This window comes from Microbispora sp. NPDC049125, assembly GCF_040802045.1.
Classification (GTDB): domain Bacteria; phylum Actinomycetota; class Actinomycetes; order Streptosporangiales; family Streptosporangiaceae; genus Microbispora.
This window is the reverse complement of sequence record NZ_JBEZDW010000015.1, coordinates 21,970-41,878: the sequence shown is the minus strand read 5'-3', so window position 1 is coordinate 41,878 and position 19,909 is coordinate 21,970. Positions and strand designations below refer to the sequence as shown.

The 19,909-nt window shown below is 67.4% G+C and carries 38 protein-coding genes; all 38 read left to right on the top strand.

All coding sequences use genetic code 11. The features are described from left to right. Nucleotides 1-100: 100 nt before the first annotated feature. The 38 genes from AB0B72_RS19020 to AB0B72_RS18835 all read left to right on the top strand — a co-directional run bounded on the left by AB0B72_RS19020 (nucleotide 101) and on the right by AB0B72_RS18835 (nucleotide 19,903). Nucleotides 101-499: a hypothetical protein gene (locus AB0B72_RS19020; RefSeq protein ID WP_367740127.1), complete on the top strand. Its 399-nt coding sequence runs from the start codon at nucleotides 101-103 to the stop codon at nucleotides 497-499. Nucleotides 500-554: 55 nt separating this feature from the next. Next, nucleotides 555-845: a hypothetical protein gene (locus AB0B72_RS19015; protein WP_367740126.1), complete on the top strand. Its 291-nt coding sequence runs from the start codon at nucleotides 555-557 to the stop codon at nucleotides 843-845. Nucleotides 846-960: 115 nt separating this feature from the next. Next, nucleotides 961-1,263, top strand: coding sequence for a hypothetical protein (locus tag AB0B72_RS19010; RefSeq protein ID WP_367740125.1), 303 nt, complete (start codon nucleotides 961-963; stop codon nucleotides 1,261-1,263). A 125-nt stretch (nucleotides 1,264-1,388) separates the two neighbouring features. After that, on the top strand, nucleotides 1,389-1,580 hold the full coding sequence (locus tag AB0B72_RS19005; protein ID WP_367740124.1) for a hypothetical protein: 192 nt from the start codon (nucleotides 1,389-1,391) through the stop codon (nucleotides 1,578-1,580). Between the two features lie 53 nt (nucleotides 1,581-1,633). After that, nucleotides 1,634-2,065 (top strand): hypothetical protein, encoded by a 432-nt coding sequence (locus tag AB0B72_RS19000; RefSeq protein ID WP_367740123.1) that lies wholly within the window; start codon nucleotides 1,634-1,636, stop codon nucleotides 2,063-2,065. Between the two features lie 91 nt (nucleotides 2,066-2,156). Beyond that, nucleotides 2,157-2,375 (top strand): hypothetical protein, encoded by a 219-nt coding sequence (locus AB0B72_RS18995; protein ID WP_367740122.1) that lies wholly within the window; start codon nucleotides 2,157-2,159, stop codon nucleotides 2,373-2,375. A 118-nt stretch (nucleotides 2,376-2,493) separates the two neighbouring features. Further along, a complete protein-coding gene (locus AB0B72_RS18990; protein ID WP_367740121.1) occupies nucleotides 2,494-3,021 on the top strand; it encodes a transposase in 528 nt (175 codons plus the stop codon). A 129-nt stretch (nucleotides 3,022-3,150) separates the two neighbouring features. Continuing rightward, nucleotides 3,151-3,519: a hypothetical protein gene (locus AB0B72_RS18985; protein WP_367740119.1), complete on the top strand. Its 369-nt coding sequence runs from the start codon at nucleotides 3,151-3,153 to the stop codon at nucleotides 3,517-3,519. Between the two features lie 106 nt (nucleotides 3,520-3,625). Continuing rightward, complete coding sequence (locus AB0B72_RS18980; RefSeq protein ID WP_367740118.1) at nucleotides 3,626-3,841, top strand: hypothetical protein; 216 nt, start codon at nucleotides 3,626-3,628, stop codon at nucleotides 3,839-3,841. A 99-nt stretch (nucleotides 3,842-3,940) separates the two neighbouring features. Further along, nucleotides 3,941-4,456 carry a hypothetical protein gene (locus tag AB0B72_RS18975; protein ID WP_367740117.1) on the top strand — a complete coding sequence of 172 codons (516 nt, stop codon included), beginning with the start codon at nucleotides 3,941-3,943 and terminating at the stop codon, nucleotides 4,454-4,456. A 97-nt stretch (nucleotides 4,457-4,553) separates the two neighbouring features. Next, nucleotides 4,554-5,018 (top strand): hypothetical protein, encoded by a 465-nt coding sequence (locus AB0B72_RS18970; RefSeq protein ID WP_367740116.1) that lies wholly within the window; start codon nucleotides 4,554-4,556, stop codon nucleotides 5,016-5,018. A gap of 110 nt (nucleotides 5,019-5,128) precedes the next feature. Next, a complete protein-coding gene (locus AB0B72_RS18965; RefSeq protein WP_367740115.1) occupies nucleotides 5,129-5,380 on the top strand; it encodes a hypothetical protein in 252 nt (83 codons plus the stop codon). A gap of 428 nt (nucleotides 5,381-5,808) precedes the next feature. Then, on the top strand, nucleotides 5,809-6,054 hold the full coding sequence (locus tag AB0B72_RS18960; protein ID WP_367740114.1) for a hypothetical protein: 246 nt from the start codon (nucleotides 5,809-5,811) through the stop codon (nucleotides 6,052-6,054). Between the two features lie 116 nt (nucleotides 6,055-6,170). Next, nucleotides 6,171-6,395, top strand: coding sequence for a hypothetical protein (locus AB0B72_RS18955; protein WP_367740113.1), 225 nt, complete (start codon nucleotides 6,171-6,173; stop codon nucleotides 6,393-6,395). A 75-nt stretch (nucleotides 6,396-6,470) separates the two neighbouring features. Continuing rightward, entirely contained in the window at nucleotides 6,471-6,623 is a 153-nt protein-coding gene (locus AB0B72_RS18950; RefSeq protein WP_367740112.1) for a hypothetical protein, read from the top strand. Nucleotides 6,624-6,756: 133 nt separating this feature from the next. Further along, on the top strand, nucleotides 6,757-7,104 hold the full coding sequence (locus tag AB0B72_RS18945; protein WP_367740111.1) for a hypothetical protein: 348 nt from the start codon (nucleotides 6,757-6,759) through the stop codon (nucleotides 7,102-7,104). Between the two features lie 154 nt (nucleotides 7,105-7,258). Beyond that, nucleotides 7,259-7,552, top strand: a complete 294-nt coding sequence (locus tag AB0B72_RS18940) for a hypothetical protein (RefSeq protein WP_367740110.1) — start codon at nucleotides 7,259-7,261, stop codon at nucleotides 7,550-7,552. 113 nt (nucleotides 7,553-7,665) lie between these two features. Continuing rightward, nucleotides 7,666-7,932, top strand: a complete 267-nt coding sequence (locus AB0B72_RS18935; RefSeq protein WP_367740109.1) for a hypothetical protein — start codon at nucleotides 7,666-7,668, stop codon at nucleotides 7,930-7,932. Between the two features lie 104 nt (nucleotides 7,933-8,036). After that, entirely contained in the window at nucleotides 8,037-8,540 is a 504-nt protein-coding gene (locus AB0B72_RS18930) for a hypothetical protein (protein WP_367740108.1), read from the top strand. 256 nt (nucleotides 8,541-8,796) lie between these two features. Then, a complete protein-coding gene (locus AB0B72_RS18925; RefSeq protein ID WP_367740107.1) occupies nucleotides 8,797-9,081 on the top strand; it encodes a hypothetical protein in 285 nt (94 codons plus the stop codon). Nucleotides 9,082-9,571: 490 nt separating this feature from the next. Further along, complete coding sequence (locus AB0B72_RS18920; protein ID WP_367740106.1) at nucleotides 9,572-10,159, top strand: hypothetical protein; 588 nt, start codon at nucleotides 9,572-9,574, stop codon at nucleotides 10,157-10,159. Nucleotides 10,160-10,272: 113 nt separating this feature from the next. After that, complete coding sequence (locus AB0B72_RS18915) at nucleotides 10,273-10,488, top strand: hypothetical protein (RefSeq protein ID WP_367740105.1); 216 nt, start codon at nucleotides 10,273-10,275, stop codon at nucleotides 10,486-10,488. Then, entirely contained in the window at nucleotides 10,485-11,006 is a 522-nt protein-coding gene (locus AB0B72_RS18910) for a hypothetical protein (protein ID WP_367740104.1), read from the top strand. Before AB0B72_RS18915 ends, AB0B72_RS18910 begins: the two co-directional genes overlap by 4 nt. Beyond that, nucleotides 11,003-12,367, top strand: a complete 1,365-nt coding sequence (gene dnaB / locus AB0B72_RS18905; RefSeq protein ID WP_367740102.1) for a replicative DNA helicase — start codon at nucleotides 11,003-11,005, stop codon at nucleotides 12,365-12,367. The genes AB0B72_RS18910 and dnaB overlap by 4 nt, the downstream gene beginning before the upstream one ends. Nucleotides 12,368-12,400: 33 nt before the next feature. Further along, nucleotides 12,401-12,853, top strand: coding sequence for a hypothetical protein (locus AB0B72_RS18900; protein WP_367740101.1), 453 nt, complete (start codon nucleotides 12,401-12,403; stop codon nucleotides 12,851-12,853). Nucleotides 12,854-12,885: 32 nt separating this feature from the next. Then, the gene (locus tag AB0B72_RS18895) at nucleotides 12,886-13,653 is read left to right on the top strand and encodes a hypothetical protein (RefSeq protein WP_367740100.1); all 768 of its coding nucleotides are present in this window, start codon (nucleotides 12,886-12,888) and stop codon (nucleotides 13,651-13,653) included. Between the two features lie 267 nt (nucleotides 13,654-13,920). Beyond that, nucleotides 13,921-14,679, top strand: coding sequence for a M50 family metallopeptidase (locus AB0B72_RS18890; protein ID WP_367740099.1), 759 nt, complete (start codon nucleotides 13,921-13,923; stop codon nucleotides 14,677-14,679). 39 nt (nucleotides 14,680-14,718) lie between these two features. After that, a complete protein-coding gene (locus AB0B72_RS18885) occupies nucleotides 14,719-14,892 on the top strand; it encodes a hypothetical protein (RefSeq protein ID WP_367740098.1) in 174 nt (57 codons plus the stop codon). 94 nt (nucleotides 14,893-14,986) lie between these two features. Beyond that, on the top strand, nucleotides 14,987-15,772 hold the full coding sequence (locus AB0B72_RS18880; RefSeq protein ID WP_367740097.1) for an N-acetylmuramoyl-L-alanine amidase: 786 nt from the start codon (nucleotides 14,987-14,989) through the stop codon (nucleotides 15,770-15,772). Nucleotides 15,773-15,923: 151 nt separating this feature from the next. After that, nucleotides 15,924-16,292, top strand: coding sequence for a hypothetical protein (locus AB0B72_RS18875; RefSeq protein WP_367740096.1), 369 nt, complete (start codon nucleotides 15,924-15,926; stop codon nucleotides 16,290-16,292). Next, nucleotides 16,292-16,546: a hypothetical protein gene (locus AB0B72_RS18870; RefSeq protein ID WP_367740095.1), complete on the top strand. Its 255-nt coding sequence runs from the start codon at nucleotides 16,292-16,294 to the stop codon at nucleotides 16,544-16,546. The genes AB0B72_RS18875 and AB0B72_RS18870 overlap by 1 nt, the downstream gene beginning before the upstream one ends. A 10-nt stretch (nucleotides 16,547-16,556) precedes the next feature. After that, nucleotides 16,557-17,144 (top strand): single-stranded DNA-binding protein, encoded by a 588-nt coding sequence (locus AB0B72_RS18865; RefSeq protein WP_367740094.1) that lies wholly within the window; start codon nucleotides 16,557-16,559, stop codon nucleotides 17,142-17,144. A 14-nt stretch (nucleotides 17,145-17,158) separates the two neighbouring features. Then, complete coding sequence (locus AB0B72_RS18860; protein ID WP_367740093.1) at nucleotides 17,159-17,650, top strand: hypothetical protein; 492 nt, start codon at nucleotides 17,159-17,161, stop codon at nucleotides 17,648-17,650. 15 nt (nucleotides 17,651-17,665) lie between these two features. Continuing rightward, on the top strand, nucleotides 17,666-18,361 hold the full coding sequence (locus AB0B72_RS18855; protein ID WP_367740092.1) for a hypothetical protein: 696 nt from the start codon (nucleotides 17,666-17,668) through the stop codon (nucleotides 18,359-18,361). Between the two features lie 235 nt (nucleotides 18,362-18,596). Beyond that, on the top strand, nucleotides 18,597-18,809 hold the full coding sequence (locus AB0B72_RS18850) for a hypothetical protein (RefSeq protein ID WP_367740091.1): 213 nt from the start codon (nucleotides 18,597-18,599) through the stop codon (nucleotides 18,807-18,809). A 34-nt stretch (nucleotides 18,810-18,843) separates the two neighbouring features. After that, the gene (locus AB0B72_RS18845; RefSeq protein ID WP_367740090.1) at nucleotides 18,844-19,068 is read left to right on the top strand and encodes a hypothetical protein; all 225 of its coding nucleotides are present in this window, start codon (nucleotides 18,844-18,846) and stop codon (nucleotides 19,066-19,068) included. A gap of 137 nt (nucleotides 19,069-19,205) precedes the next feature. Then, nucleotides 19,206-19,547: a hypothetical protein gene (locus AB0B72_RS18840; protein WP_367740089.1), complete on the top strand. Its 342-nt coding sequence runs from the start codon at nucleotides 19,206-19,208 to the stop codon at nucleotides 19,545-19,547. Next, a complete protein-coding gene (locus tag AB0B72_RS18835) occupies nucleotides 19,544-19,903 on the top strand; it encodes a hypothetical protein (RefSeq protein WP_367740088.1) in 360 nt (119 codons plus the stop codon). Before AB0B72_RS18840 ends, AB0B72_RS18835 begins: the two co-directional genes overlap by 4 nt. The last annotated feature ends 6 nt before the right edge of the window (nucleotides 19,904-19,909 follow it).

Genomic DNA, 19,909 nt, shown 5'->3' with positions numbered 1-19,909 from the left:
CCCGAGTTACCGGGCGCGCGACCCCTTGCCCGTACATGCTAAGTACCTGTATATTCGAGGTTGTCAGGGACGAGCGACCCGACCCAACCAGGAGGAACCCATGACCGCCCAGATCGCCGACCAGGACTGGCAGGACCTGCTCGCCCAGATGACCGCGCGCGGCACCGAAGACGGCAAGAACGCCGCATCCTGGTGGCAGCAGGACGCCCTCGGCGGTCGCGCGACCGGCGACACCCGCACCGCCGCGCGCCGCATCCTCAAAGGTATCGAAGACGGCGACCCTCAGATCCTCGACGAGCTCCCCGCAGCCGACCTTTCCGGTCAGTGGGCCGACGGCACCACCGAGCAGAGCCTGTACGACGACGCCAAGCAGCCCGAATGGCCGACCTATCACGACCTGGATGACGACTCCTCCGAGATCGGTGACGCCTACCGGGACGCCTACGACCAGGCCGTCGTGGACGAGGTCACCCGCTACTGCCGCGACGAGCTTTCCTGACCGCCAAGCGCTACCCTCGCCCGACGAACCAATCAGATGACAGAAAGGGAAGACCATGTGGATTGCGGAGCGTTTAGCCGTCAGGCCCGACACAGACGAGACCGCCGCGATGGCTTACCGGAAGTCCGACCACTTCGAAGAGAAGCACGAAGCGAAGGCAGCCCTCCTCGCCATGATCGAGGGGGAGATCGCCTCATGGCAGAGGATGGGTGCCGAGAGCTCACTCCGCCGGGACCAGCAAGCCCTGGAGCAGCTCCAAGACGACGCCGTCGATTCGGTTGTCGTCGGCGCCGTTCGCTGGCGGATCCGAGAGTGGCCCGCATCTCCGAAGGCCGCGGAGCACTGAACAGGAGCGCCTCGACCTCGCAAAGGTACGGGGCGCTTCCACTTGCCCAGCCAGCTAAGTACATGTATGTTTGGGGCTGTAGGGAAGAGCGCCCCACGCAACCAGGAGGAACACGATGCCCACCGCCACCGTCTACGTCCCACTCCAGCAGGGCAGCGCCATGGGCTGCTTCTACGGCTTCCGCGTATTCGACAGCATCGAGCAGGCCACCGCGCCCGACCGCGGCGACGGGGCGGTCTGCTTCCTCACGAAGGAGCTGGCCGAGGACTACTGCGCGTGGGCCGTCGACAACTTCCCCTGGAAGTACGCGCGCCGCGACGGGTGGACCGTACGCGAGACCACTGCCCGTGTTGCCACCTGGCCCGCCAACAGCCAGCGTGACGCCATCACGCGCGCCTTCCCCAACGAGTACTTCTAACCCTTGCCCAGTGCGCTAAGTACCTGTAGGGTCGCTCTTGTAAGGGATGAGCGCCCCGCGCAGAGGAGAACATCGCTACCTGCGCATATACGTGTAGCGAATGACCACGACCAGAATGAGGAGCCATGGGCTACTACCTTCGCGGCGAGCATGCCGCTGGAGTGCGGCGGACCGGACTTCGCTATGACGAGGCGCGGGATAACTTCGAGGACACCGACGGCCGTCGCCACGGCTGGACGGCGGTCACCAACGACGATGGCGAGCTGTTCGACGCCGCTGGAGAAGTCATCCCCCCGGAGAGCGCTAAGTACCTGTAGTATCGTCCTCGTGAGCGGGACGAGCGCCCCGCCTCAGACGAAGGAAGAACACCATGACCGACGACCGCTACACCCTCACCTGGGGACAGCCCGGCCACGCCCCCAACTACGCCCTCACCGAACGGCAAGCCCAGAAACTGATCGACGGCTGGCGCGGCAAAGGCACCCTCACCGGCACACTCGCCGACGGCAACATCAAGTTCGTCGACAGCTTCGGCAAGACTGCCCACATCCGGCACTTCTCCCCCCGCAAGGACACCAGGCCGCTGTTCGCCAGCGAACTCCGCCGCGGCCACCAGGTCGTCGACGACACCGCGCGCGGAGACGGAATCGTATTCCACACCGAGACCCATACCGCCGAGCCCGTGGACAAGATCTACGTTTGGTTCTACGGCAACTCCCACGCCGCCACCTACTGGGCCGACACCAACGTCGAAGTCACCCGCGCCAGCTCCCCCGAATGCGACGAACCCAAGGAGGCGTGACCCGCACACCGCGGCGCCTCACTTGCCTAACCAGCTAAGTACCTGTAGCTTTGGGTTCGTAGGGAAGAGCGCCCCACGCCAAGGAGAGAACATGGCACGCACGCTGCGACACGTCACCATCCCCGACCACCACAACCGCATCCCCCTCGTGGGCGAAGCCGCCAAGGCGAAGATTGCCGCCGCATCCACACCCGAGCTACAGGAAGCGATCGACCTACTGGCCTCCCAGTTGATCCTCGCGGACGAGCACTGGATGGTCTGGTACCCGATCGAGGATGAGCTCCGCGACCGCGGCCAGTGGCACCGCTAGCGCCCTCCCGACTGCCTTGGCGGGCTACCCTCCCGGATGAAAACCCTGCCATCGACATCCCACGCCTCCACGAAGCGCCCCGCGACCATACAGGTACGGGGCGCTTACCTTTCCTCCCATGGGACGCCGCACCAAACTCACACCCGAAACCGCCGAACGGATCATCAACGCCGTCCGCGCCGGAGCCTCCTTCGAAGCAGCCGCCGGAGCCGCAGGCATAGGCGAAACCACCCTCTACAGGTGGCTCAAAGAAGCCGAGCAGCCCCGAACAGAGCGCTGGAAGCGGGAGTTTCGGGAGGGGTTGTATCGCGCACGTGACGAGGTGGAGGTGCGGGTGGTTGCGGGGTCGGTGATGAAGTCGGCGATGGGTGGTTATGTGGTCAAGCGGGTTACGCGGGAGCGGCCTGATGGGACGGTGGAGACGGAGGAGCAGATTGCTCCGGCGGATGGTCGGGTGGGGTTGAAGCTGTTGGCGATGCGGTTCCCGGACCGGTGGAGTGAGCGGCGTGAGGTGGCGGTGTCGGGTCAGGTGGAGGTGATGACGTCGACGATTGGTCAGTTGGCGGAGAGGTTGGCGGCGGAGCTTGGGCAGGGTGGCGGTGAGGTGGTGGATGCGGAGGTTGTGCGGGAGCTGGGAGCGGGATGAATTGGGACATCTTAGACATCGCCACCGACGGGAGAGAAAAATCATGTCGCCAGGCTTGGCGTAACAGCTAAGTACCTGTAGGTTTGGTTTTGCAAGGGAAGAGCGACCCGCACCGCAACGGAGGCCCTGATGCCATTCCCCCTCGTCCCCGTAGGCGCCCCACTCGGCTTCATCCGCGCCGACGCCCTCAGGGCTGACCACCAGATCATCGGTCACGTCAAGAATCGCGGCCACGTGATCCTCGGGACTGTCGTCAAGGTCGATCGCCAGGACGAGGAGGGCTTCGTCTGGGTGACCACCAAGGAGGGGGAGGACGCAGGCCGCCAGCCCGTCCTGTACGACGCCGACGACCAGGTCCGCGTTATCACCCTGCGCATGGTGCTGTGTGACACGCACGAAGGCGCGCACGACGAGACGCCGGAGTGCCACTACCCGCATGAGATCACCGGGAACGGCGCGCAGCAGCAGGTCGGGCACCCGCTTCGCTGCACTGACTGACCGCGTGGCGCGCTGGGCGGGCAGGTTGCTTGCCCAGCGCGCTAAGTACCTGTAATGTTCTGTGTGTGAGCGGGACGAGCGACCCGCACCCGATCCGGAGGACATCATGAGCATCCCCAACGGCACCCCCCACGTCGACTACCCGCACCAGCCCGGTCGCCTGCCCGACTGCCCCGCGTGCGAGGCGGAGTGCCACTGCGGTGAGGACCACGACGAGTCCTGCGTGGCGGGACCGTTCGCCCACCCCATGAACGACGGCAAGCTGTACCACACCACCCGGTGCGTGTGGCCGGGCCACGACGACGAGGGCGACGACCTGTAGCGGCGCGGCGCCCGGGGCTGCTTGCCCCGGGCGCTAAGTACATGTAAGGTTGTGTCTGTAAGGCGGGACGAGCGACCCGCCTGGAACCGAGGAGGAACGATGGACCGCCGCCGCCACTTGGCCATGGACCTGCCGCCCTACACCGCCGCATCGAACGCGGGCCACCACGTCAGGTACGTGGAGCTGACCGAGAGCACCTTCCGCGGCGAGGTCGAGGTGGAGGTGCGCGTCGTCGACGAGCGCCACAACACCATCGGCTGGCAGTGGCCCGTCACCTTCCGCGGCGAGGACGCCCGCGAGCAGGCCAAGGCGAAGGCGAACGAGGCGTGGAGCTCACTGCGCGCGACCCACCGGGAGGACCTGGAGGAGTGGCCGACCGCGCGCTGGCCCGCCTCTGAGGAGCTGAAGGCGCGCGACGCCACCCTTGATGTCGAGCTGAAGTCCGTCGGTATGCAGCCGCAGGCAGAGGTGGAGGTGCACCTGGACGGCGTGTTCCGCGGACGGGTGCGCTGGGACAAGGGCTGGAAGATGTGGGAGGCGGAGAACGCGGAGGGGAAGGCACTGGGTCGGAGGAAGTCGCGGGTGGCGGCGGTCGACGTGGCGCTGGGGCTCTGACCGCGCGGCGCCCAAGCCACTTGCCCAGCGCGCTAAGTACCTGTATATTGGTCTTGTGAGCGGGACGAGCGCCCCGCGCAGACGAAGGAGAAGGACTATGAGTGACCGCGGCACCGTCGCCGAGAGGGCCAGGAAGATCGGGATCAAGGTCGAGACGGCCTGCACCTCGGCGTCGTACTACGTCACCAACGGCAAGCACTTGAACATGTACTGGGGCGGCGACGGGGGTAGTGACTTCGAATCCGGCTGCATCTACACCGAAGGCGGCAACGGCGGGGTGAAGTACCTGGCGACGCTGGAGGAGGCGCTGAAGGCGATGGAGGAGCTGGCGACCGACTACTCCCGCATCCGCGCCGCGGCGTTCCGTCTCGGCGTGAGCCCGGTGGTCGCGACGGCGGAGACCGTCCACTACGAGACCGCTGGTGCGCAACTGTCCGTCTACTTCGACGAGGAGGGGCGCCTGGCCGACGGGGCGCTCCGGGAGTTCGCGGACATGGACGCCCCGGTGAACTTGAACGACGTGAACGAGGTGCTGGCCGCCCTGGAGGGGCTGGCCGCCTGACCGCGCGGCGCCCGGGATGGGCTGGAGGCTTGTCCCGGGCGCTAAGTACCTGTAGCGTTGCGGGTGTTGGGAAGCGGGAGAGCGCCCCGCCCGGACGGAGGAGAAAAACCATGACCACGTACGCGATCACCCTGGACGTCGTGGAGCCCCGCAAGGCCGTCGGATGGACCGAGCCCGACGGCTCCTCCATCCTCGGCACGCGAGAGGACGGAAAGTGGCTCCTCTACACCGACGACCACCAGGCCACCGCCAAGGACCTGAGAGAGTGCGTGAAGCGCCTGGCGAAGGCGCTCGGCCTGACGGGACAGGCCGCGGTCTGCTGGGAGTACAAGAGCCCCGTTCAGCACATCGTCGAACTGTGAGTTCGCGCGGCGCCAGGACTGCTTGTCCCGGGCGCTAAGTACCTGTAATGTTCTTCCTGTCGGCGGGACGAGCGCCCCGCCAGGAGCAGAGGAGCAGGTCATGGCCGCCATGTCCCCGAACGCACCCGCCCCCGGTGAGCTCGCATGCATGAAGCACCCGCGGATCATCGCGTCCGCCACCGTCAACGGCTGTCCGGAGTGCGCGGCCTGCTCACGCCAGGCCGAGCGTCTGGCGTGGAACCGCGTGACCTGGTTCGACGTTCCCGGGCGTCGTAACGCCAGTCGCTAGCCTTCGCGGGGCGCACCTTCAGGGCGCGCCCCGCCCGCAAAACCCCAGCTAGACCGCCGCTTGTCGGCGCCGCTAAGTACCTGTAAGGTCAGTTGTGTAAGCGGGACGAGCGCCCCGCACCGAACGCCAAGGAGACACCATGAAGGTCCAGGTCCGCCGCGACAACCCCACCCTGACCAACCAGAGCGACACCGTCACCTTCCAGACCCGCACCCTGCCCACCGGCGGCACCCGCGTGTACGTGACCACACTCAACCCCCAGCGGACCGAGCTCGGCAAGGCGACCCACGACTTCCCGGGCGGCATCGTCGACGCCATGCGCTGGATCGACGCCCGCGAGCAGCGCCTCACCACCGCCTACGGCTTCGCCCGCCGCACCCGATAGGCACCCCGCGCGCCCCTGGGGCAGACCGTCCCGGGGGCGCGCTTGTCGCTGCCGCTAAGTACCTGTAAGTTTGGGGGTGTAAGGGATGAGCACCCCACACCACCAGGGAGACCACCATGCAGGTAACCACCTCGGCCGACGGCCACCTCGTCGCCACCACCACCGACGGCACCGGCGCCACCATGACCGTCGAGGCGTGCTGGTGCGGCGACTACCTGACGGACAACATCGCCCGCATCCTGCGCCAGCGAGAGGTCGCCGTGGGCCACGCCGAGTGCGTCACCATCAGCGGCGAGGACGCCTACATCACCCACCGCTACCCGGTGCCCGCTCCCCAGTAGGCGCCTGAGCGCCCCGGGGCAGCGCGCCCCGGGGCGCCCCACCCCGACCGCCCCCTGCGACCTGAGGAGACCACTGTGAGCGCCCCCGACGACTACGACGACGACGGCGGCACCTACCGTGAGGCCGCGGAGCGCAAGATAGCTTCCCTGCGGGCGCAGGCCACGGCGCTGCACGAGCAGGCCGCGCGGCTGGAGGCGCGCGCGGCGGAGATCGCCCGGACGCTGTGAGCGTCCCGCCCCGGGGCGTACACCGCGGGGCGGGTATCCGCACAGCTCGAAGCCCGCTTGTCGCGGTCGCTAAGTACTTGTAGGCTCGTTCGTGTGAGCGGGAGAGCGCCCCGCCAGGAGCGAAGGAGACACCATGAACACCACCCCGCAGCCCGGCACCGACGACTACGCCATGCTCCTTCGGTGGGACGCCGACGCCCTCCAGGCCCAGATCAAGGAAATGAAGACCGCCGCCACCCGCCGCGCCTTCAACGAGGTGACCTCCTACGCCATCGAGTACAACGAGCTTTACGCCGCCCCCGCGGGGCAGGCCCTCGCCCGCGATGTCGCCGACTACAACGCCAAGGTCAACGCCCACAACGCCGCCATCAACAAGGCGCGCCGCGCGGCCGAGCGCGCGGCCGCGCGCGCGGCGGTCCAGGCGGCCACGTGCGGGCGGTGCTACATGATCCACGCACCCGGCCAGGACGGGTGCGAGTAGCGCCCCGCCCCGCCCCGCCCCGGGCCGCGCGCCCGGGGCGTTACCCAAGCTCAGGCGCTATTTTCAGTAGCGGCTTGTCGTACGCACTAAGTACCTGTACGTTTCTAGGTGTAGGCGGGACGAGCGCCCCGCCACCGGACCGAAGGAGACCACCGTGAACAGCATCAGCCGCCACCTCGTCCAGAACGCCGTCGACGCCGCCATCGACCAGTGCTGGGGCACCTACGACGACGTCGAGATCAAGGACGACTACACCGGCTACGCGGGCGCCGAGGCCTGCCTCGCGATCGTCGCCCCCCGCAACTTCGACCGCTACTTCTTCGCCGCCATGGCCGCCAACTCCCAGGAGGGCGCGGAGGCCGTCTTCGACCTGATCCGCGCCGTCCAGTTCGACAACCTCGGCTACGACACGATCTTCTACTTCAACGGGGTCACCCTGGAGGGCTGACCGCGCGGCGCGCCCCGGGCCACCACGCCCGGGGCGCCCCCTTGTCGCCCACGCTAAGTACATGTAGGCTCTTGGTTGTAGGGAAGAGCGCCCCACCTAGACAGGAGAACGCCATGCAGATCACCGAGACCGTCGTCACCACCACCCACACCGTCAAGGACGGCGACCGCATGATCGGCCTCGTGATCGGCAGCGACGAGCACGGCTGGCGCGGCGAGTACTGGGTGCCGGTGTTCGTCGACGGCGTCCACTACGGCCAGTACGGCATCAAGAACTCCCCCGACCTCGGACAGCGGATGGACAACGTCCTCCTGTGGCTGAGCGACCAGGACGCCCTCTACGGCCACCGTCCCGAGGTCGCGATCAAGCTCTGCCGCTGACCCGCCACTGGGGGGGCGCTCCGAGCGCCCCCCGCTTGCCCAGCGCGCTAAGTACCTGTAAGCTCTTGGGTGTAGGGACGAGCGACCCACCCGGAGGAGAGATCATGATGCGCCTGACCTTCACCCCCTGCGAGTACCCCAACGACCTCGGCGGCACCGACATCCGCGACGGCAACGGCGACCTCCAGGGCAGCACCGCCCGCACCGCCGACGGCTACACCGCCCGTCTCGGCGCCGACGGCCCCACCCTCGACGGCACCTACGACACCGACAGCGCCGCGCAGTTCGCCATCCTCACGGCTCTCGCCACCGCCATCCCCGACGAGGAGACCGACCAGCCCGCCCCGGAGCTCATCACCTCCTATGCCGCTAACGCAGCCCACACCCGGGCCACCTGCTCACGGTGCAAGGTCGACTACGACTGCGACGAGAAGCTGCGGCTCCGTTCGGCCATGTATGCCGACCTCGCCGCGCGCCGCACCCCCTACGTCGCCGCCAGCCAGTGGGGCCGAAAGACGGGCTTCTGGGAGGAGCGCCCCGCAAGGGCGTGGGCCAGCGTCCAGCGCGGTGAGTTCATCGACCAGACCCACCTCTACCGCATCGCCTAGGCGTCCCCGGGGCGCCCTCTCACGGGCGCCCTGAAGGAGCCCCACCCTCACGGGCGCCCCTCGACGGGCGCCCTCTGAGAGGCCCGCTCAGGGGCGCCTAGGTAGCGTTCCCCGTACGGGCGCCCCTAGGTAGCGGGTACGTAGGCCTACCTACGGGCGCCCCGTATAGCGCCACGTCAGGGGGGGTTGTCCTAGCCGCTAAGTACCTGTATCTTTGGGGTTGTAAGGGATGAGCGCCCCCGCCGAAGGAGAGATCATGAACACCGCCACCTCACTCGAAGCCCGCATCGCCACCGCCGAGCTCGTCCTCCAGGAGGGCGAGATGGTGATCGACCTCGACGATCTCCTCGAAGGCGACGAGATCAAGGGCCTCCTCAGCCGCAAGGGCGAGCGCATCGCCCTGGAGGGCACCTTCGTCCGCCGCCAGGGTTCGCGCCACCTCACGCTCGTTCTGAGCCGCGCAGGGCGTGAGGACTGGTTCGCCGCCAGCGAGGAATGGCTCCTGATCGCCGACGCCGAGCGCCACGCCGAGCTCTACTAGGCGCCTTGGGGGTGCCCCCCCCGAAAGGGGGGGATCCCCGATCCGGACGTCCGGGCGCCGCCAGCGCCGTTGCCTTGGCCGGGACTCGAATTTCGGAGCATTTTTTGTTCCCACCAAGTCAAGATCATTTTCTTTTATTCCTCTCTCCCTTCCTAGGAGGCCCCATGCCACTTCCACCCCTTCACCCCAATGACCCGGAGGTCTGCCCGGTCTGCGACACCCGGAGTTGCATCACGCGCCGCCACCGGCGACGGTTCCGTGCGCACCAGGAGAAGCTGGCCGCAACCGAGGCGGCGCGCCCGCCGATCGAGATGCCGGAGCCCGAGGACGGGCGAGCGAAGGTGTTCAGCGGGACTTCGCCGGTCGTCGGGCGGTGAGGAAAAGCTCGACAAGGAGGGGCGGGTCGTACTGGCCCGCCTCTTGCCTTTCCGCTAAGTACATGTAGTATTGCGGTGAGCGGACGAGCGACCGCGACCCGGAGGAGTAGCCCATGGACATGTACCTCGAATACCTGAAGGCGACGATTCACGGCACCACTTTCGAGCGGTGCGAAGAGTGCGGACGTGACCTGTTCGCCCACGTCATCGGCCCCGACCCCCTGGGACTTCCGCACCTGTGGTGCCTGACTCCCGATCAGGAGCGCGAGGCCGCTTCGGCGGGGGTGGCGCTCGACCGCGAGGACGTCGACAACGTCTACCAGGACGAAGTGCTGGTGCTGGTGTCGAACTTCGGGAAGGCGCCGTGCTGCGACGTTCCGCTGGCGGGGCACGTCATCGCACCGGACTGGCCGACCCTCACGCCGCGCCTGCATGGCCACGGCCGGTACTACATCGAGCAGATCAGCCCGCCGGACCGCGGACCGTACGTAGGGTGCGGCTGGATTGTCCGGGACTCCGCGAATCACTCGCACAACCCCGCGCCGCTCGTGCCGCACCCCGACGACGAGCCCGGCCGGGACCGTACCGAGAGCACCTGGTACACCGGCCCCGTCTACGTGAACCCGGGCCTGGCCTACTTCAAGACGCGGGCCGAGGCGGAGGGGTGGCTGGCGGCGCAAGCCGACGAAAAGGACGGGTAGTCAGACGTTCCGTACCGAAAACGTCACGTTGCGCTAGCCCAGTGCAACTAAGTACCTGTAGTATTCGAGCGCTGGAAGAGCGGCCAAGCATAAGGAGCCCCATGGATTCTCACGTGAAGTTGACTCGCCTCCCCTTCCCGGGCGGCCGCACCCAGTACGCCACGGACGACGGGTACCGTGTCCTGCCGTCCGGCGTCCGCGGGATGCGTTGGGCCGTGTACGAGCCGAGCGCCCTCGACGGCGGCGGCTTCGTCAACCCCCTCGGGTACGTCATAAACCTGGCCGAGGCCCGCGAGACGATCGCCGCCGACCGCGCCGGGAGGCGATGATGATCGAATCTCGTAATGCCTATGAACACTGCGGCCCCTCGTGTGGGACTCTCGGCGGACACTTCCGCGTAGACCCTGAGTCGTTCCTGGGGGCGGCGGGCTACGACCCGGACGCGCACCCCGAGGTGGTGGAGGAGCTTCGGCAGGCCCTGCCGGAGGCGGTCGTGGACGCGGCCTACCAGGTGATGCGCGAGCACGGGCTGAAGCCTGAAACCGACCCGACGGCGCCGATCCATGTGGGGCCGCTCGACGCGAATGAGGTCCTCGCCTTGCGCGTCCTCGCGGCCGTCGGGTTCCTGGGGGTGGGCCAGTGGGTGGTTGTCGCCGACGGCGACACCGGCTGCCTCCGGTTCGGCCCGTCGTACTCTTCGGCCCAGGTTGCGCGGGCGCAGGCCACGCGCATCGCCAACCGCGACGGCGTGCCCACCTACATGGTGTACCGCCACCGCGACGGCAAGACCATCTACCTCGACCGCGACACGATCCTGTACACCCAGCCCGCGGAGGTGACGGCGTGAGCGCGCTCCCGGAGGAGGTGTGGGCCCCGGCTGCGCCGCAGTTCGAGCGGACGCCGCCGCACAACATCGAGGCGGAGCAGTCCGTGCTCGGCGGCATGCTGCTGTCGAAGGACGCCATCGCCGACGCCATCGAGGTACTCCGCGCCGACGACTTCTACCGGCCCGCCCACCAGGTCATCTACGAGGTGATCCTCGACCTGTACGGCCGGGGCGAGCCCGCCGACTCGGTGACAGTGTTCGACGAGCTCCAGAAGAGCGGCCAACTGCTGCGGGTCGGCGGCGGCGCGTACCTGCACACGCTGACGTCGATCGTGCCGACCGCGGCGAACGCGGGCTACTACGCGAAGATCGTGCGTGAGCAGGCGGTGTGTCGGCGGCTGATCGAGGCCGGGACGCGCATCGTGTCGTACGGGTACGGCGGGCAGGGCGACGACGCCGACGACCTGGTGGACCGGGCGCAGGCGGAGCTGTTCGCGGTCACGGAGCGGCGCGCTTCGGAGGACTACGCCCCCCTGTCGGAGATCATGCCGGGGGCGTTGGACGAGATCGAGTCGATCGGCTCGCGCGGCACCGGCATCGGCATCCCCACCGGGTTCGCCGACCTCGACCACCTCACCAACGGCCTACACCCCGGACAGATGATCGTGGTGGCTGCGAGACCGGCCATTGGCAAGTCCTGTCTAGGTATGGATTTCGCCAGGTCAGCGGCCATTAAGCATGGTTTGGCCACGGTGATTTTCTCGCTGGAGATGTCGCGGAACGAGCTGATGATGCGGCTGCTGGCCGCGGAGTCCCGCGTCGCGCTCCACACGATGCGGGCCGGGCTGATGAGCGACGACGACTGGACGCGGATGGCCCGCCGCATGTCGGAGATCAATGAGTCGCCGTTGTTCATCGACGACTCGCCGAACATGTCGATGATGGAGATCCGCGCGAAGTGCCGCCGCCTCAAGCAGCGCCACGACCTGCGGTTCATCGTCGTCGACTACCTCCAGTTGATGAGCCAGCCGAAGCGGACCGAAAGCCGCCAGCAGGAGGTCTCCGAAATCTCCCGGGCGTTGAAACTGCTCGCCAAGGAGCTTCACGTCCCGGTGGTGGCGATTTCGCAGCTCAACCGCGGCCCCGAGCAGCGGACCGACAAGCGCCCCCAGGTGTCGGACCTGCGCGAATCGGGATCTATCGAGCAGGATGCCGACATGGTCATCCTGTTGCATCGGGAGGACGCGTACGAGCGGGAGTCGTCCCGCGCCGGTGAAGCCGACTTCATCGTTGCCAAGCACCGCAACGGGCCGACCGGCACCGTGGCGGTCGCCTTCCAGGGTCACTACAGCCGATTCGTCGACATGGCAACAATCCGATAATTCACCACCCCTAACAACCCCACTGGAGGAGCAATGAACACAGCCGCACAGGAAGCCGCCTTGGAGCGGATCGACCGGGCCTGCGCCGTCGCCCAGGCACTGGAGCCGCTTCGGCGACTGCTGGCCGCCGCCGAAGCGGAGGCGGAGAACGCGATGATCTTCGGCATGAGGGCCGATCTGTCCGAGCGCACCCTACTGACCCGCTTCGGCCCGATGTACAGCGAGTCCCCCCCGGCGGCGGCGAACGGGGAGGAGCTGCCCCCGCCGCCGCCGAGCCTGGCCGGTGAGGTGTGGACGATGCACGCCGCCGCCTCGGCCCTCATGACGCTCGCCCACCGGCTGCGGGGCGAGAACCTGCCCGATCAGCCTTCCCGCGGGCACATCATCCCGGAGGAGTACGTGCGGAAGGTCAGCGCGAAGCTCGAAGAGATCACGCACGACCTGGCCCTGATGGGCGCCGCTCTGGACTACGCCGCAAAGCCCTGACCCCTGCACCGCGAGACGGGAAGACTAAGCACGTGTACGAGCTCAACGAGGGCGCGGTCCCCCTGGATCGCGCCCTTACGACCATGCTTCAGCAGTACTGGGACTCGCCGCTTGCGCGGCCCCGGCCGGGCGAGTACTGGCTGAGTACGGCCCCGCTTCTGGGAACATCTCAAGATCAGGTTTCGAGTACCGACAACCCGTACTGGGAGGCCTTGCGCTGGTGGCCCTTGTCTCTCCTGCGGCGCGGGTATTTCGCGACGCAACCCGGCATTCGGGAGCTGCCCGAGCTGGAAGAGATGCGGACCTTGCTGTATCAGGCGTACGCCTACGCCGTTCCCAGTCCGGCCGACATCGACTGGATGGAGCGGATTCTGAACGGCCGCGCGGTAGCGGACGTGTTCGCCGGGGGCGGGTACTGGGCTTGGCAGCTCGCGCAGAAAGGGGTGAACGTGCTGGCGACCGACGCCGCGCCGCCGCGCCAGACTTACCAACCAGTGCTCCGGATGTGCGCGGGCACGGTGATCACGGACCGGGCGCTGTTCATCTGCTGGCCGCCGGGCAACTCCTCGGCCGCTTACGAGGCGCTGCGCGTCTACGAGGGAGACCTGCTCATCTACTGCGGGGAGATCAACGACGGGTGTCACGGAGATGACGCGTTCTTCGCCGAGCTCCACTACAACTGGCGGCTCATGTCGATGAGCCCAGCCCACGTCACGTGGGACTGCCTGAGTGACGTTCTGGTCGCGTTCGAGCGCAAGCAGCCGCGGCGGCCGGGGAACTTGTGGGGAATGCGGCGGTGAGGTGGCTCCACCGGTGGCAGGACCGCTCGGTCATTCAAGCCGTGTGCGAACGATGCGGCATGGTCCGGCTCATCCGGCCGCAGGGCTACCCGTACGCGCAGATATGGGTGAGGGAATACGCCACCAGGGAGGGGGTGTATATCGGCGTTCGGCGGCGCGCACCGCGGTGCAAGCGTCCGAGCCGAAGGTGGCACGAAGCCGAGGAAGTGTCCGAGGCGCGTAGTAGCGTCCCCCCTGTCGGACCTTTTCCCGCCCTCAAGGAGACCCATGATCAAGGTCTTTGAAGCCGTCGCAGTTCTCCTTCTGGCCGTCGCAATTCATGAAGCGGCCCACGCCGTGGCGTTGCGGCGGCACAAAATCCCCATCGTTGAGGCTGGCCTGGGATTGCCGTTTCCCCCGCGGCTCATCATCGACTCGAAGCGACTGCCGTTCACGGTGTCCGTCTCCCCCTGGCTGTTGGGGGCGTACGTGCGGCATTCCGACGCCGACGTGGCCAAGGCCGAGGCGCTGCCGTACCGTGAGCGCGCCTGGTGGATGGGGGCGGGGGTCGTCGCCAATCTGGTGTCAGCGTTTGCCGTCGGCGCGCTCGCCGCCTTCTTCGTCACCGGCAGGCCGCTCCTTGGGGGTGCTTACGTCGCCTTGGTCGTCCTTTTTACGGTTCTCCGCAAGGCGTTCGTCGCCTACCTGATGCCGCTTGTCGGCCTCGTCGTCCTGGGCTTCCTCGTCCTGGCCTTCCTCGAAGCCACCAGCGCCGTGACGGGACCCGTCGGTACGGTCACGGCCATCTCCGAGCAGCTCAACAGCCCCTACGACCTCATGCGGGCGTTCTTTTTCATCTCGCTCGGATTGGCCTTTTTCAACATGATCCCCCTTTATCCGGTGGACGGCGGCCGCATCGCCGGGGCGATCGTCAGCCGGTTCTTCGGGGAGCGGGTTCAGCGGGCGTTTCAAAGCGGCGCGATGATCCTCGCCTTCACGTTGATCGGCTACACCTGCATAAATGATCTATTCGCCACGGCCGGTTAGCGGGCGACCTTAACGGCAACCCCGGGGCACCGTAGCGGCATGGAGAATCTGAAGTCCCAACTGATTCGCACCGCCGGTTCGGCCCTGGACAAGCTCGGAGGGGCGTGTAGCGAAGCCGCCGCGGTGCTCCGAGCACTGGAGATAGAAGACGAAGAAGGCAAGTCGGAGGCGCCGAAGTCCGGCGACGACCTCGAACACAAGACTCGAAGCTGATTTCTTTACCCCCGCAAGGCGACGCTTTACGGCAAGTTTGCCCGCCGGGTTGAGGATGCGACATTAAGGCCGCCCCGGAGTCAATCTCCGGGGCGTGCTCACCATCAAGGCCCGCTGGTACCACAGCGGACGCATCGCCGCCATCAGGGCAATCGTCGTACACGACATGGAGGCGCCCGAAGGGCCCCTCACGGCAGAAAACGTCGCCCATTACTTCGCCACGACCGACACCGAAGCGTCCGCACACGTCTGCGTCGACAACAACTCGGCGGTCCGCTGCCTGCCCGACTCCGACACCGCCTGGGCCGCCCCCGGGTGCAACGCCGACGGCCTGCAACTCGAAATCGCCGGATACATGCGGCAGACCCGCGAGCAGTGGCTGGACGCCTACTCGCGGGCGGCGCTCGACCAGGCCGCGGCCGTCACCGCCGAATGGATCACCCGGTGGAACATCCCCGCCCGGCGGCTTACCCGCGCCGAGCTCGCCGCGGGCAAGAAGGGCATCACCTGTCACTCCGACGTGTCCGCCGTGTACAAGCGGTCCGACCACACCGACCCCGGCCCGGGGTTCCCCTGGGATGAGTTCATGGCCCTGATCAACAAGCACCTCGGTTCCAAGAACCGGCCGGATGCCGCCGCCAACGACAAGCCGCAGGCCCCGGTGTGGCCAGGCGCCTACCTCAAGGTGGCCTCGCCGTACATGACCGGCACCCGAGTGAAGGTGTGGCAGCGGCAGCTACGCGCCCTCGGCTACGACGTAGCAGTCGACGGCGTCTTCGGACCGGCGACCGAGAAGGCCACGAAGGCGCTCCAGAAGAAGAAGTCCCTGACCGTGGACGGCATCGTCGGTCCGGTGACTTGGGCCGCCGCCTGGGCGTAGCGGGTCTACGGCGCTCCAGGGACACCCAAAAGAATCAGCTAAGTACCCGTTTCATTGCCGGGTAAGTACCTGTACTATTGGCGTCAACCGGAAGAGCGACCCGGCCAAAACTGGAGGACCCGTGAAACCTGCTTTTGATCGAGATCACGCGATGGATGTCGCCGGATACGCCCTTGAGTGCACGGGCGACGACTGCACCTGGACGGCGGCCCCCTACCGGGGCGGGATGAGGTTCATCGTGCCCGGCCCCGGCCGGGACGAAGCCATCAAGGCCCTGGAAGCGTGCGGGTACACCATCCGCGCCGACCAGAACGGCCCCGGGTTCGCCGTCATCCGCTACACCCCGAAGACCGCCCCCGCCGACACCGCAGGGGACTTCGTGCTCGTGGAGTGCCCCCTCGGCGGGCACACCATCACCCTGCCGAACGACGCCGTCGGCGCGCTCGCCGAGTGCGACACCTGCCCCTGGCGTGGCACCGTCGGCGACCCCGAAGAGGCTCCCGCTCCGCGGAGGCCTTGATGTCCCGGCTCGACGACATGTGGATGCGCCCGTACACGCCGGACGCGCCCTGCCCGTTCTGCGGCTGCTACAGCGTCGAAACCCGGTACTTCGGCTCTATCGACCGGACAGGGGCGGCGAAGAACTTCTTCAACGGGGTCGACTTCAACGAGGTCGAACCCGGCCAGGAATGCCTGGGCCGCAAGTGCAACCGCTGCGGCTGCGCCTGGCCGGAGCAACTCAACCCTCCAACCAACGAAGACCGCGAAGAGTAGGAGGCCAGCTATGGCCGCAGGAGACACCCAGATCACCGTCGTCGGCAATCTTGTCGACGACCCCGAGTTGCGCTTCACCCCGACCGGGCAGCCCGTCGCCCGGTTCCGCATCGCATCGACCCCGCGTTTCCTGGACAAGCAGACCAACGAGTGGAAAGACGGTGAGGGCCTGTTCCTCACCTGCAACGTGTGGCGGCAGGCCGCCGAGAACGCCGCCGAGTCCCTCATGCGCGGCATGCGAGTCATCGTCCAGGGCCGCCTCAAGCAGCGCTCCTACGAGACCAAGGAAGGCGAGAAGCGCACCGTCTACGAGGTCGAGGTCGACGAGGTCGGCCCCTCGCTCCGCAACGCCACGGCGAAGGTCAACAAGACGCAGCGCCAGGGCAACGGGCAGGGTGGCGCCCCCGCCAGTGACCCCTGGGCCAGCTCGGCGCCCCAGGGGGGAGGGCGGCCTCCGCAGTACACCCCCGGCGGCCAGCCCGGCGCCGGTGTCCCCGCCGACCCGTGGGGCTCCGGCGGCTACCAGCAGCCCCGCCAGCCCAGCGGGGGCCAGCAGGGCGGGTTCGACCAGGGATTCCGCGACGAGCCGCCGTTCTGATGGGCGGCCAGCCGATGGACGACGCGGCCGCCGAAGAGTTCGTGCGTCGCGTCGTCACCGAAATCCATGAGAAGTGGGCAGGGGAGCGTTTCGCCTGGCGGACGCTGTACTCCTGGGAGCCCCTCTCCTACGAGGTGTTCGAGAAGGACCCGTTCCGCGGCGACCTGCTCCTCACCACCTCAGAGGCAATCGCCCGACACGTAACCGACGCGCTCAACGACGGCCGGTTACAGCTCGACGCCGACGGCAACCTCCCGCTGCGGCTCATCTCCGCCCGCGACCTGCCCGGCCACCCCGACTTGGAGCGGTTCCGTGTCGTGTGCACCGCGGTGGGCGCCCCCAAGCAGATCGACGACCAATGGCCCCGCGTCGTCGAGGCTCGCGCCGTCGCCCTCCTCCACGACATTCGGCCAGCGGTCTGGCTCGCAACCGCGGACTGCCCCGGCGCCGGGTTCGTTCTCTTCGACGTAGAAGACGTGGCCGTCACCGAAGACCAGCCGACCTAAGAGAAGGAACCCCCAATGGACGAACGGTTCAAAGCTGCCTGTGAGCGGCTGTTCACCATCTACCCAGAGCAGACCGGCGCAAATTGCGGCTTCTGGCTTCGCGCGTTCTGCTTCGAGTCGGGACGGGCATTTAGGGTTGATCGGGACCCGATGGAGGGGTTCCGCATCTTCGCGAGCGAACGCGACGGCGTCGATAGGCCGCCCTTCACAGAGGCTCAAATCAAAGCCGGGGAGTTCACCGCCGAGCTCACGCCCGAGCTGCTGGACGACCTGGAGCGTGCGTTCCCCGTGCCCGAGGACTGGCGCATGTACGGCTACTACGAGGATGGCGAACTCAACGCCCTGGTCTACATGCAGCCCTACGGGGATCAGCTCATCGGCGTGCACTGGTTATCGAGGATCGGGTGTCGCGCCCCTGAGGACATCACCTTGGGCCGTTTCTTCAATGTGGGCCTGTTCTGGTCCATGTTCACGGATGGCGCACTTCGTGAAGTCGGGCGATACCTCGCCAAGCAGGACAGGCCAGTCCTGTTCGGTGCGGCCGAACCCGATATCGAGTTCATGGCCGTGCCGGACGGCGATGGGCACACGTTCTTCGCCCGATCCATCAGCGGGTTCGACCGACACTCCTTCACGATCAACGACGCCGAACAGTTGATCAAGGCGTCGCCCCAGATTGACCTCCGAGAACGACTTGCAGGGCCACGGTAAGGGATCCGCGCTGCCATCCGCCTCGACCAGAAACGTGAGGTTGACGTCCGGGTCTACCTGCCCCGCTGACCTCCGGCCGCCGGTCGGCGGCCGGATCGCCTTCCCCCCGAAAGGAGGTGAAACCGATGCTTCCTTCCCCCGAGTGCTGCGACCTGGCCGACGAGGACGACGAGTAGTCACCTCTCGCCTGCAACGCCTCCCCGCAATCCCCCGTCAACCGCCACACGGAGAAAACATGGATTCACTCCCCCAGCATCTCTGGCGCGTTCTGGACCCCGAGAACGCCCGTCCGCCCACGCAGGCGGAGTCCGACGCCATCGAGGGCTACTACACCAAGTTCAAGAACAAGTGGGGGCCTGAGCGCATCGCCGCCGTCCTGAAGAGTGACGGGATTTCGGTCCCCGCGGACACGGTCCGGCTCTGGTACCACGAGAACGCCGAGAAGTAGAACCCCGCAACCCCCGCAACCATCAGGAGAAGACATGAGCTGGCACGAAACCTATGAACCCCCGAGCCTCTGGGGCGACACAGCACCCAGCGGCGCGCAGCCGCCAACTCAGGCAGAGGCGGACGCCATCGCCGCCCTGTACAACGCCGACAACACCCTCGGCCCGGCTGGCATCTCCGAGCGGCTGAAGCTTCGGGATGGCATCACCGTCTCGTTCAACACTGTCAAACTCTGGTACCACCAGACGCAGGCCAAGTAGCAGCCCTGAAAGAGGGCACCGGCGCCCCCGCCGGTGCCCTCTTTCGCGTCTACGGGCAGGCCGCGACGTAAACCCCCGACACCGGGCACCGTAGACGCGTCGGACCACCCCACGGTCACAACCCGAGGGGTCTTCGCGTGCCTGCCGCCGTATGGAACCTGCTCATCGAGCAGGGCGCGACGTGGGAAGTCGTCCTCACCCTGACCGATCGCGACCTCACCGGCTGCACCGCCCGCATGCAAGTCCGGGAAACCATCGAATCCCCCACCGCCCTACTCGACCTGTCCACCGCGCCCGGCAGCGGAATCGTCGTCACCCCCGGCCCGCCCGGAACCATCACCTTGCGCCTGTCGGACGAGGAAACCGCCGCCATCGCGTGGCGCCACGGCGTTTTTGACTTGGAGCTCACCGACGCCTACGGCGACACCGACCGCCTCCTCAAAGGCGAGGTGTCCGTGGACTTCGAGGTGACGCGGTGACGACCGTCGTTGAGATCGTCTCGCAGCGGATCGTTGTCGTGGATGGCTCGACGCGCTGCGAGCTCACTCTTACCACTGTCACGCCGCCCCCGATCGCCGTGGCCTCTCCCGGCCCGCAGGGGCCGCCCGGTGCGCAGGGCCCGCCTGGGCCCGCCGGTGGCGAGCAGTTTGTCTACGACCGCGGAGGCGTCCCTGCGGCCACCTGGACCATCGTCCACGGGTTGGGCCGCTATCCCCCGGTTTCAGTGCTCACCGACGACCACGTCGAGGTCGATTCCGACGTCGTCCACGCCGACCTGAACACCACTGTGATCACTTTCGCCGTGCCGTTTTCCGGCAAGGCGATCATCGGATAGGAGACC

Coding starts and splice junctions, on each gene's coding strand:
- AB0B72_RS19020 (WP_367740127.1), top strand. CDS start 101: ATGACCGCCCAGATCGCCGACCAGGACTGGCAGGACCTGCTCGCCCAG.
- AB0B72_RS19015 (WP_367740126.1), top strand. CDS start 555: ATGTGGATTGCGGAGCGTTTAGCCGTCAGGCCCGACACAGACGAGACC.
- AB0B72_RS19010 (WP_367740125.1), top strand. CDS start 961: ATGCCCACCGCCACCGTCTACGTCCCACTCCAGCAGGGCAGCGCCATG.
- AB0B72_RS19005 (WP_367740124.1), top strand. CDS start 1,389: ATGGGCTACTACCTTCGCGGCGAGCATGCCGCTGGAGTGCGGCGGACC.
- AB0B72_RS19000 (WP_367740123.1), top strand. CDS start 1,634: ATGACCGACGACCGCTACACCCTCACCTGGGGACAGCCCGGCCACGCC.
- AB0B72_RS18995 (WP_367740122.1), top strand. CDS start 2,157: ATGGCACGCACGCTGCGACACGTCACCATCCCCGACCACCACAACCGC.
- AB0B72_RS18990 (WP_367740121.1), top strand. CDS start 2,494: ATGGGACGCCGCACCAAACTCACACCCGAAACCGCCGAACGGATCATC.
- AB0B72_RS18985 (WP_367740119.1), top strand. CDS start 3,151: ATGCCATTCCCCCTCGTCCCCGTAGGCGCCCCACTCGGCTTCATCCGC.
- AB0B72_RS18980 (WP_367740118.1), top strand. CDS start 3,626: ATGAGCATCCCCAACGGCACCCCCCACGTCGACTACCCGCACCAGCCC.
- AB0B72_RS18975 (WP_367740117.1), top strand. CDS start 3,941: ATGGACCGCCGCCGCCACTTGGCCATGGACCTGCCGCCCTACACCGCC.
- AB0B72_RS18970 (WP_367740116.1), top strand. CDS start 4,554: ATGAGTGACCGCGGCACCGTCGCCGAGAGGGCCAGGAAGATCGGGATC.
- AB0B72_RS18965 (WP_367740115.1), top strand. CDS start 5,129: ATGACCACGTACGCGATCACCCTGGACGTCGTGGAGCCCCGCAAGGCC.
- AB0B72_RS18960 (WP_367740114.1), top strand. CDS start 5,809: ATGAAGGTCCAGGTCCGCCGCGACAACCCCACCCTGACCAACCAGAGC.
- AB0B72_RS18955 (WP_367740113.1), top strand. CDS start 6,171: ATGCAGGTAACCACCTCGGCCGACGGCCACCTCGTCGCCACCACCACC.
- AB0B72_RS18945 (WP_367740111.1), top strand. CDS start 6,757: ATGAACACCACCCCGCAGCCCGGCACCGACGACTACGCCATGCTCCTT.
- AB0B72_RS18935 (WP_367740109.1), top strand. CDS start 7,666: ATGCAGATCACCGAGACCGTCGTCACCACCACCCACACCGTCAAGGAC.
- AB0B72_RS18930 (WP_367740108.1), top strand. CDS start 8,037: ATGATGCGCCTGACCTTCACCCCCTGCGAGTACCCCAACGACCTCGGC.
- AB0B72_RS18925 (WP_367740107.1), top strand. CDS start 8,797: ATGAACACCGCCACCTCACTCGAAGCCCGCATCGCCACCGCCGAGCTC.
- AB0B72_RS18920 (WP_367740106.1), top strand. CDS start 9,572: ATGGACATGTACCTCGAATACCTGAAGGCGACGATTCACGGCACCACT.
- AB0B72_RS18910 (WP_367740104.1), top strand. CDS start 10,485: ATGATGATCGAATCTCGTAATGCCTATGAACACTGCGGCCCCTCGTGT.
- AB0B72_RS18900 (WP_367740101.1), top strand. CDS start 12,401: ATGAACACAGCCGCACAGGAAGCCGCCTTGGAGCGGATCGACCGGGCC.
- AB0B72_RS18890 (WP_367740099.1), top strand. CDS start 13,921: ATGATCAAGGTCTTTGAAGCCGTCGCAGTTCTCCTTCTGGCCGTCGCA.
- AB0B72_RS18885 (WP_367740098.1), top strand. CDS start 14,719: ATGGAGAATCTGAAGTCCCAACTGATTCGCACCGCCGGTTCGGCCCTG.
- AB0B72_RS18875 (WP_367740096.1), top strand. CDS start 15,924: ATGGATGTCGCCGGATACGCCCTTGAGTGCACGGGCGACGACTGCACC.
- AB0B72_RS18870 (WP_367740095.1), top strand. CDS start 16,292: ATGTCCCGGCTCGACGACATGTGGATGCGCCCGTACACGCCGGACGCG.
- AB0B72_RS18865 (WP_367740094.1), top strand. CDS start 16,557: ATGGCCGCAGGAGACACCCAGATCACCGTCGTCGGCAATCTTGTCGAC.
- AB0B72_RS18860 (WP_367740093.1), top strand. CDS start 17,159: ATGGACGACGCGGCCGCCGAAGAGTTCGTGCGTCGCGTCGTCACCGAA.
- AB0B72_RS18855 (WP_367740092.1), top strand. CDS start 17,666: ATGGACGAACGGTTCAAAGCTGCCTGTGAGCGGCTGTTCACCATCTAC.
- AB0B72_RS18850 (WP_367740091.1), top strand. CDS start 18,597: ATGGATTCACTCCCCCAGCATCTCTGGCGCGTTCTGGACCCCGAGAAC.
- AB0B72_RS18845 (WP_367740090.1), top strand. CDS start 18,844: ATGAGCTGGCACGAAACCTATGAACCCCCGAGCCTCTGGGGCGACACA.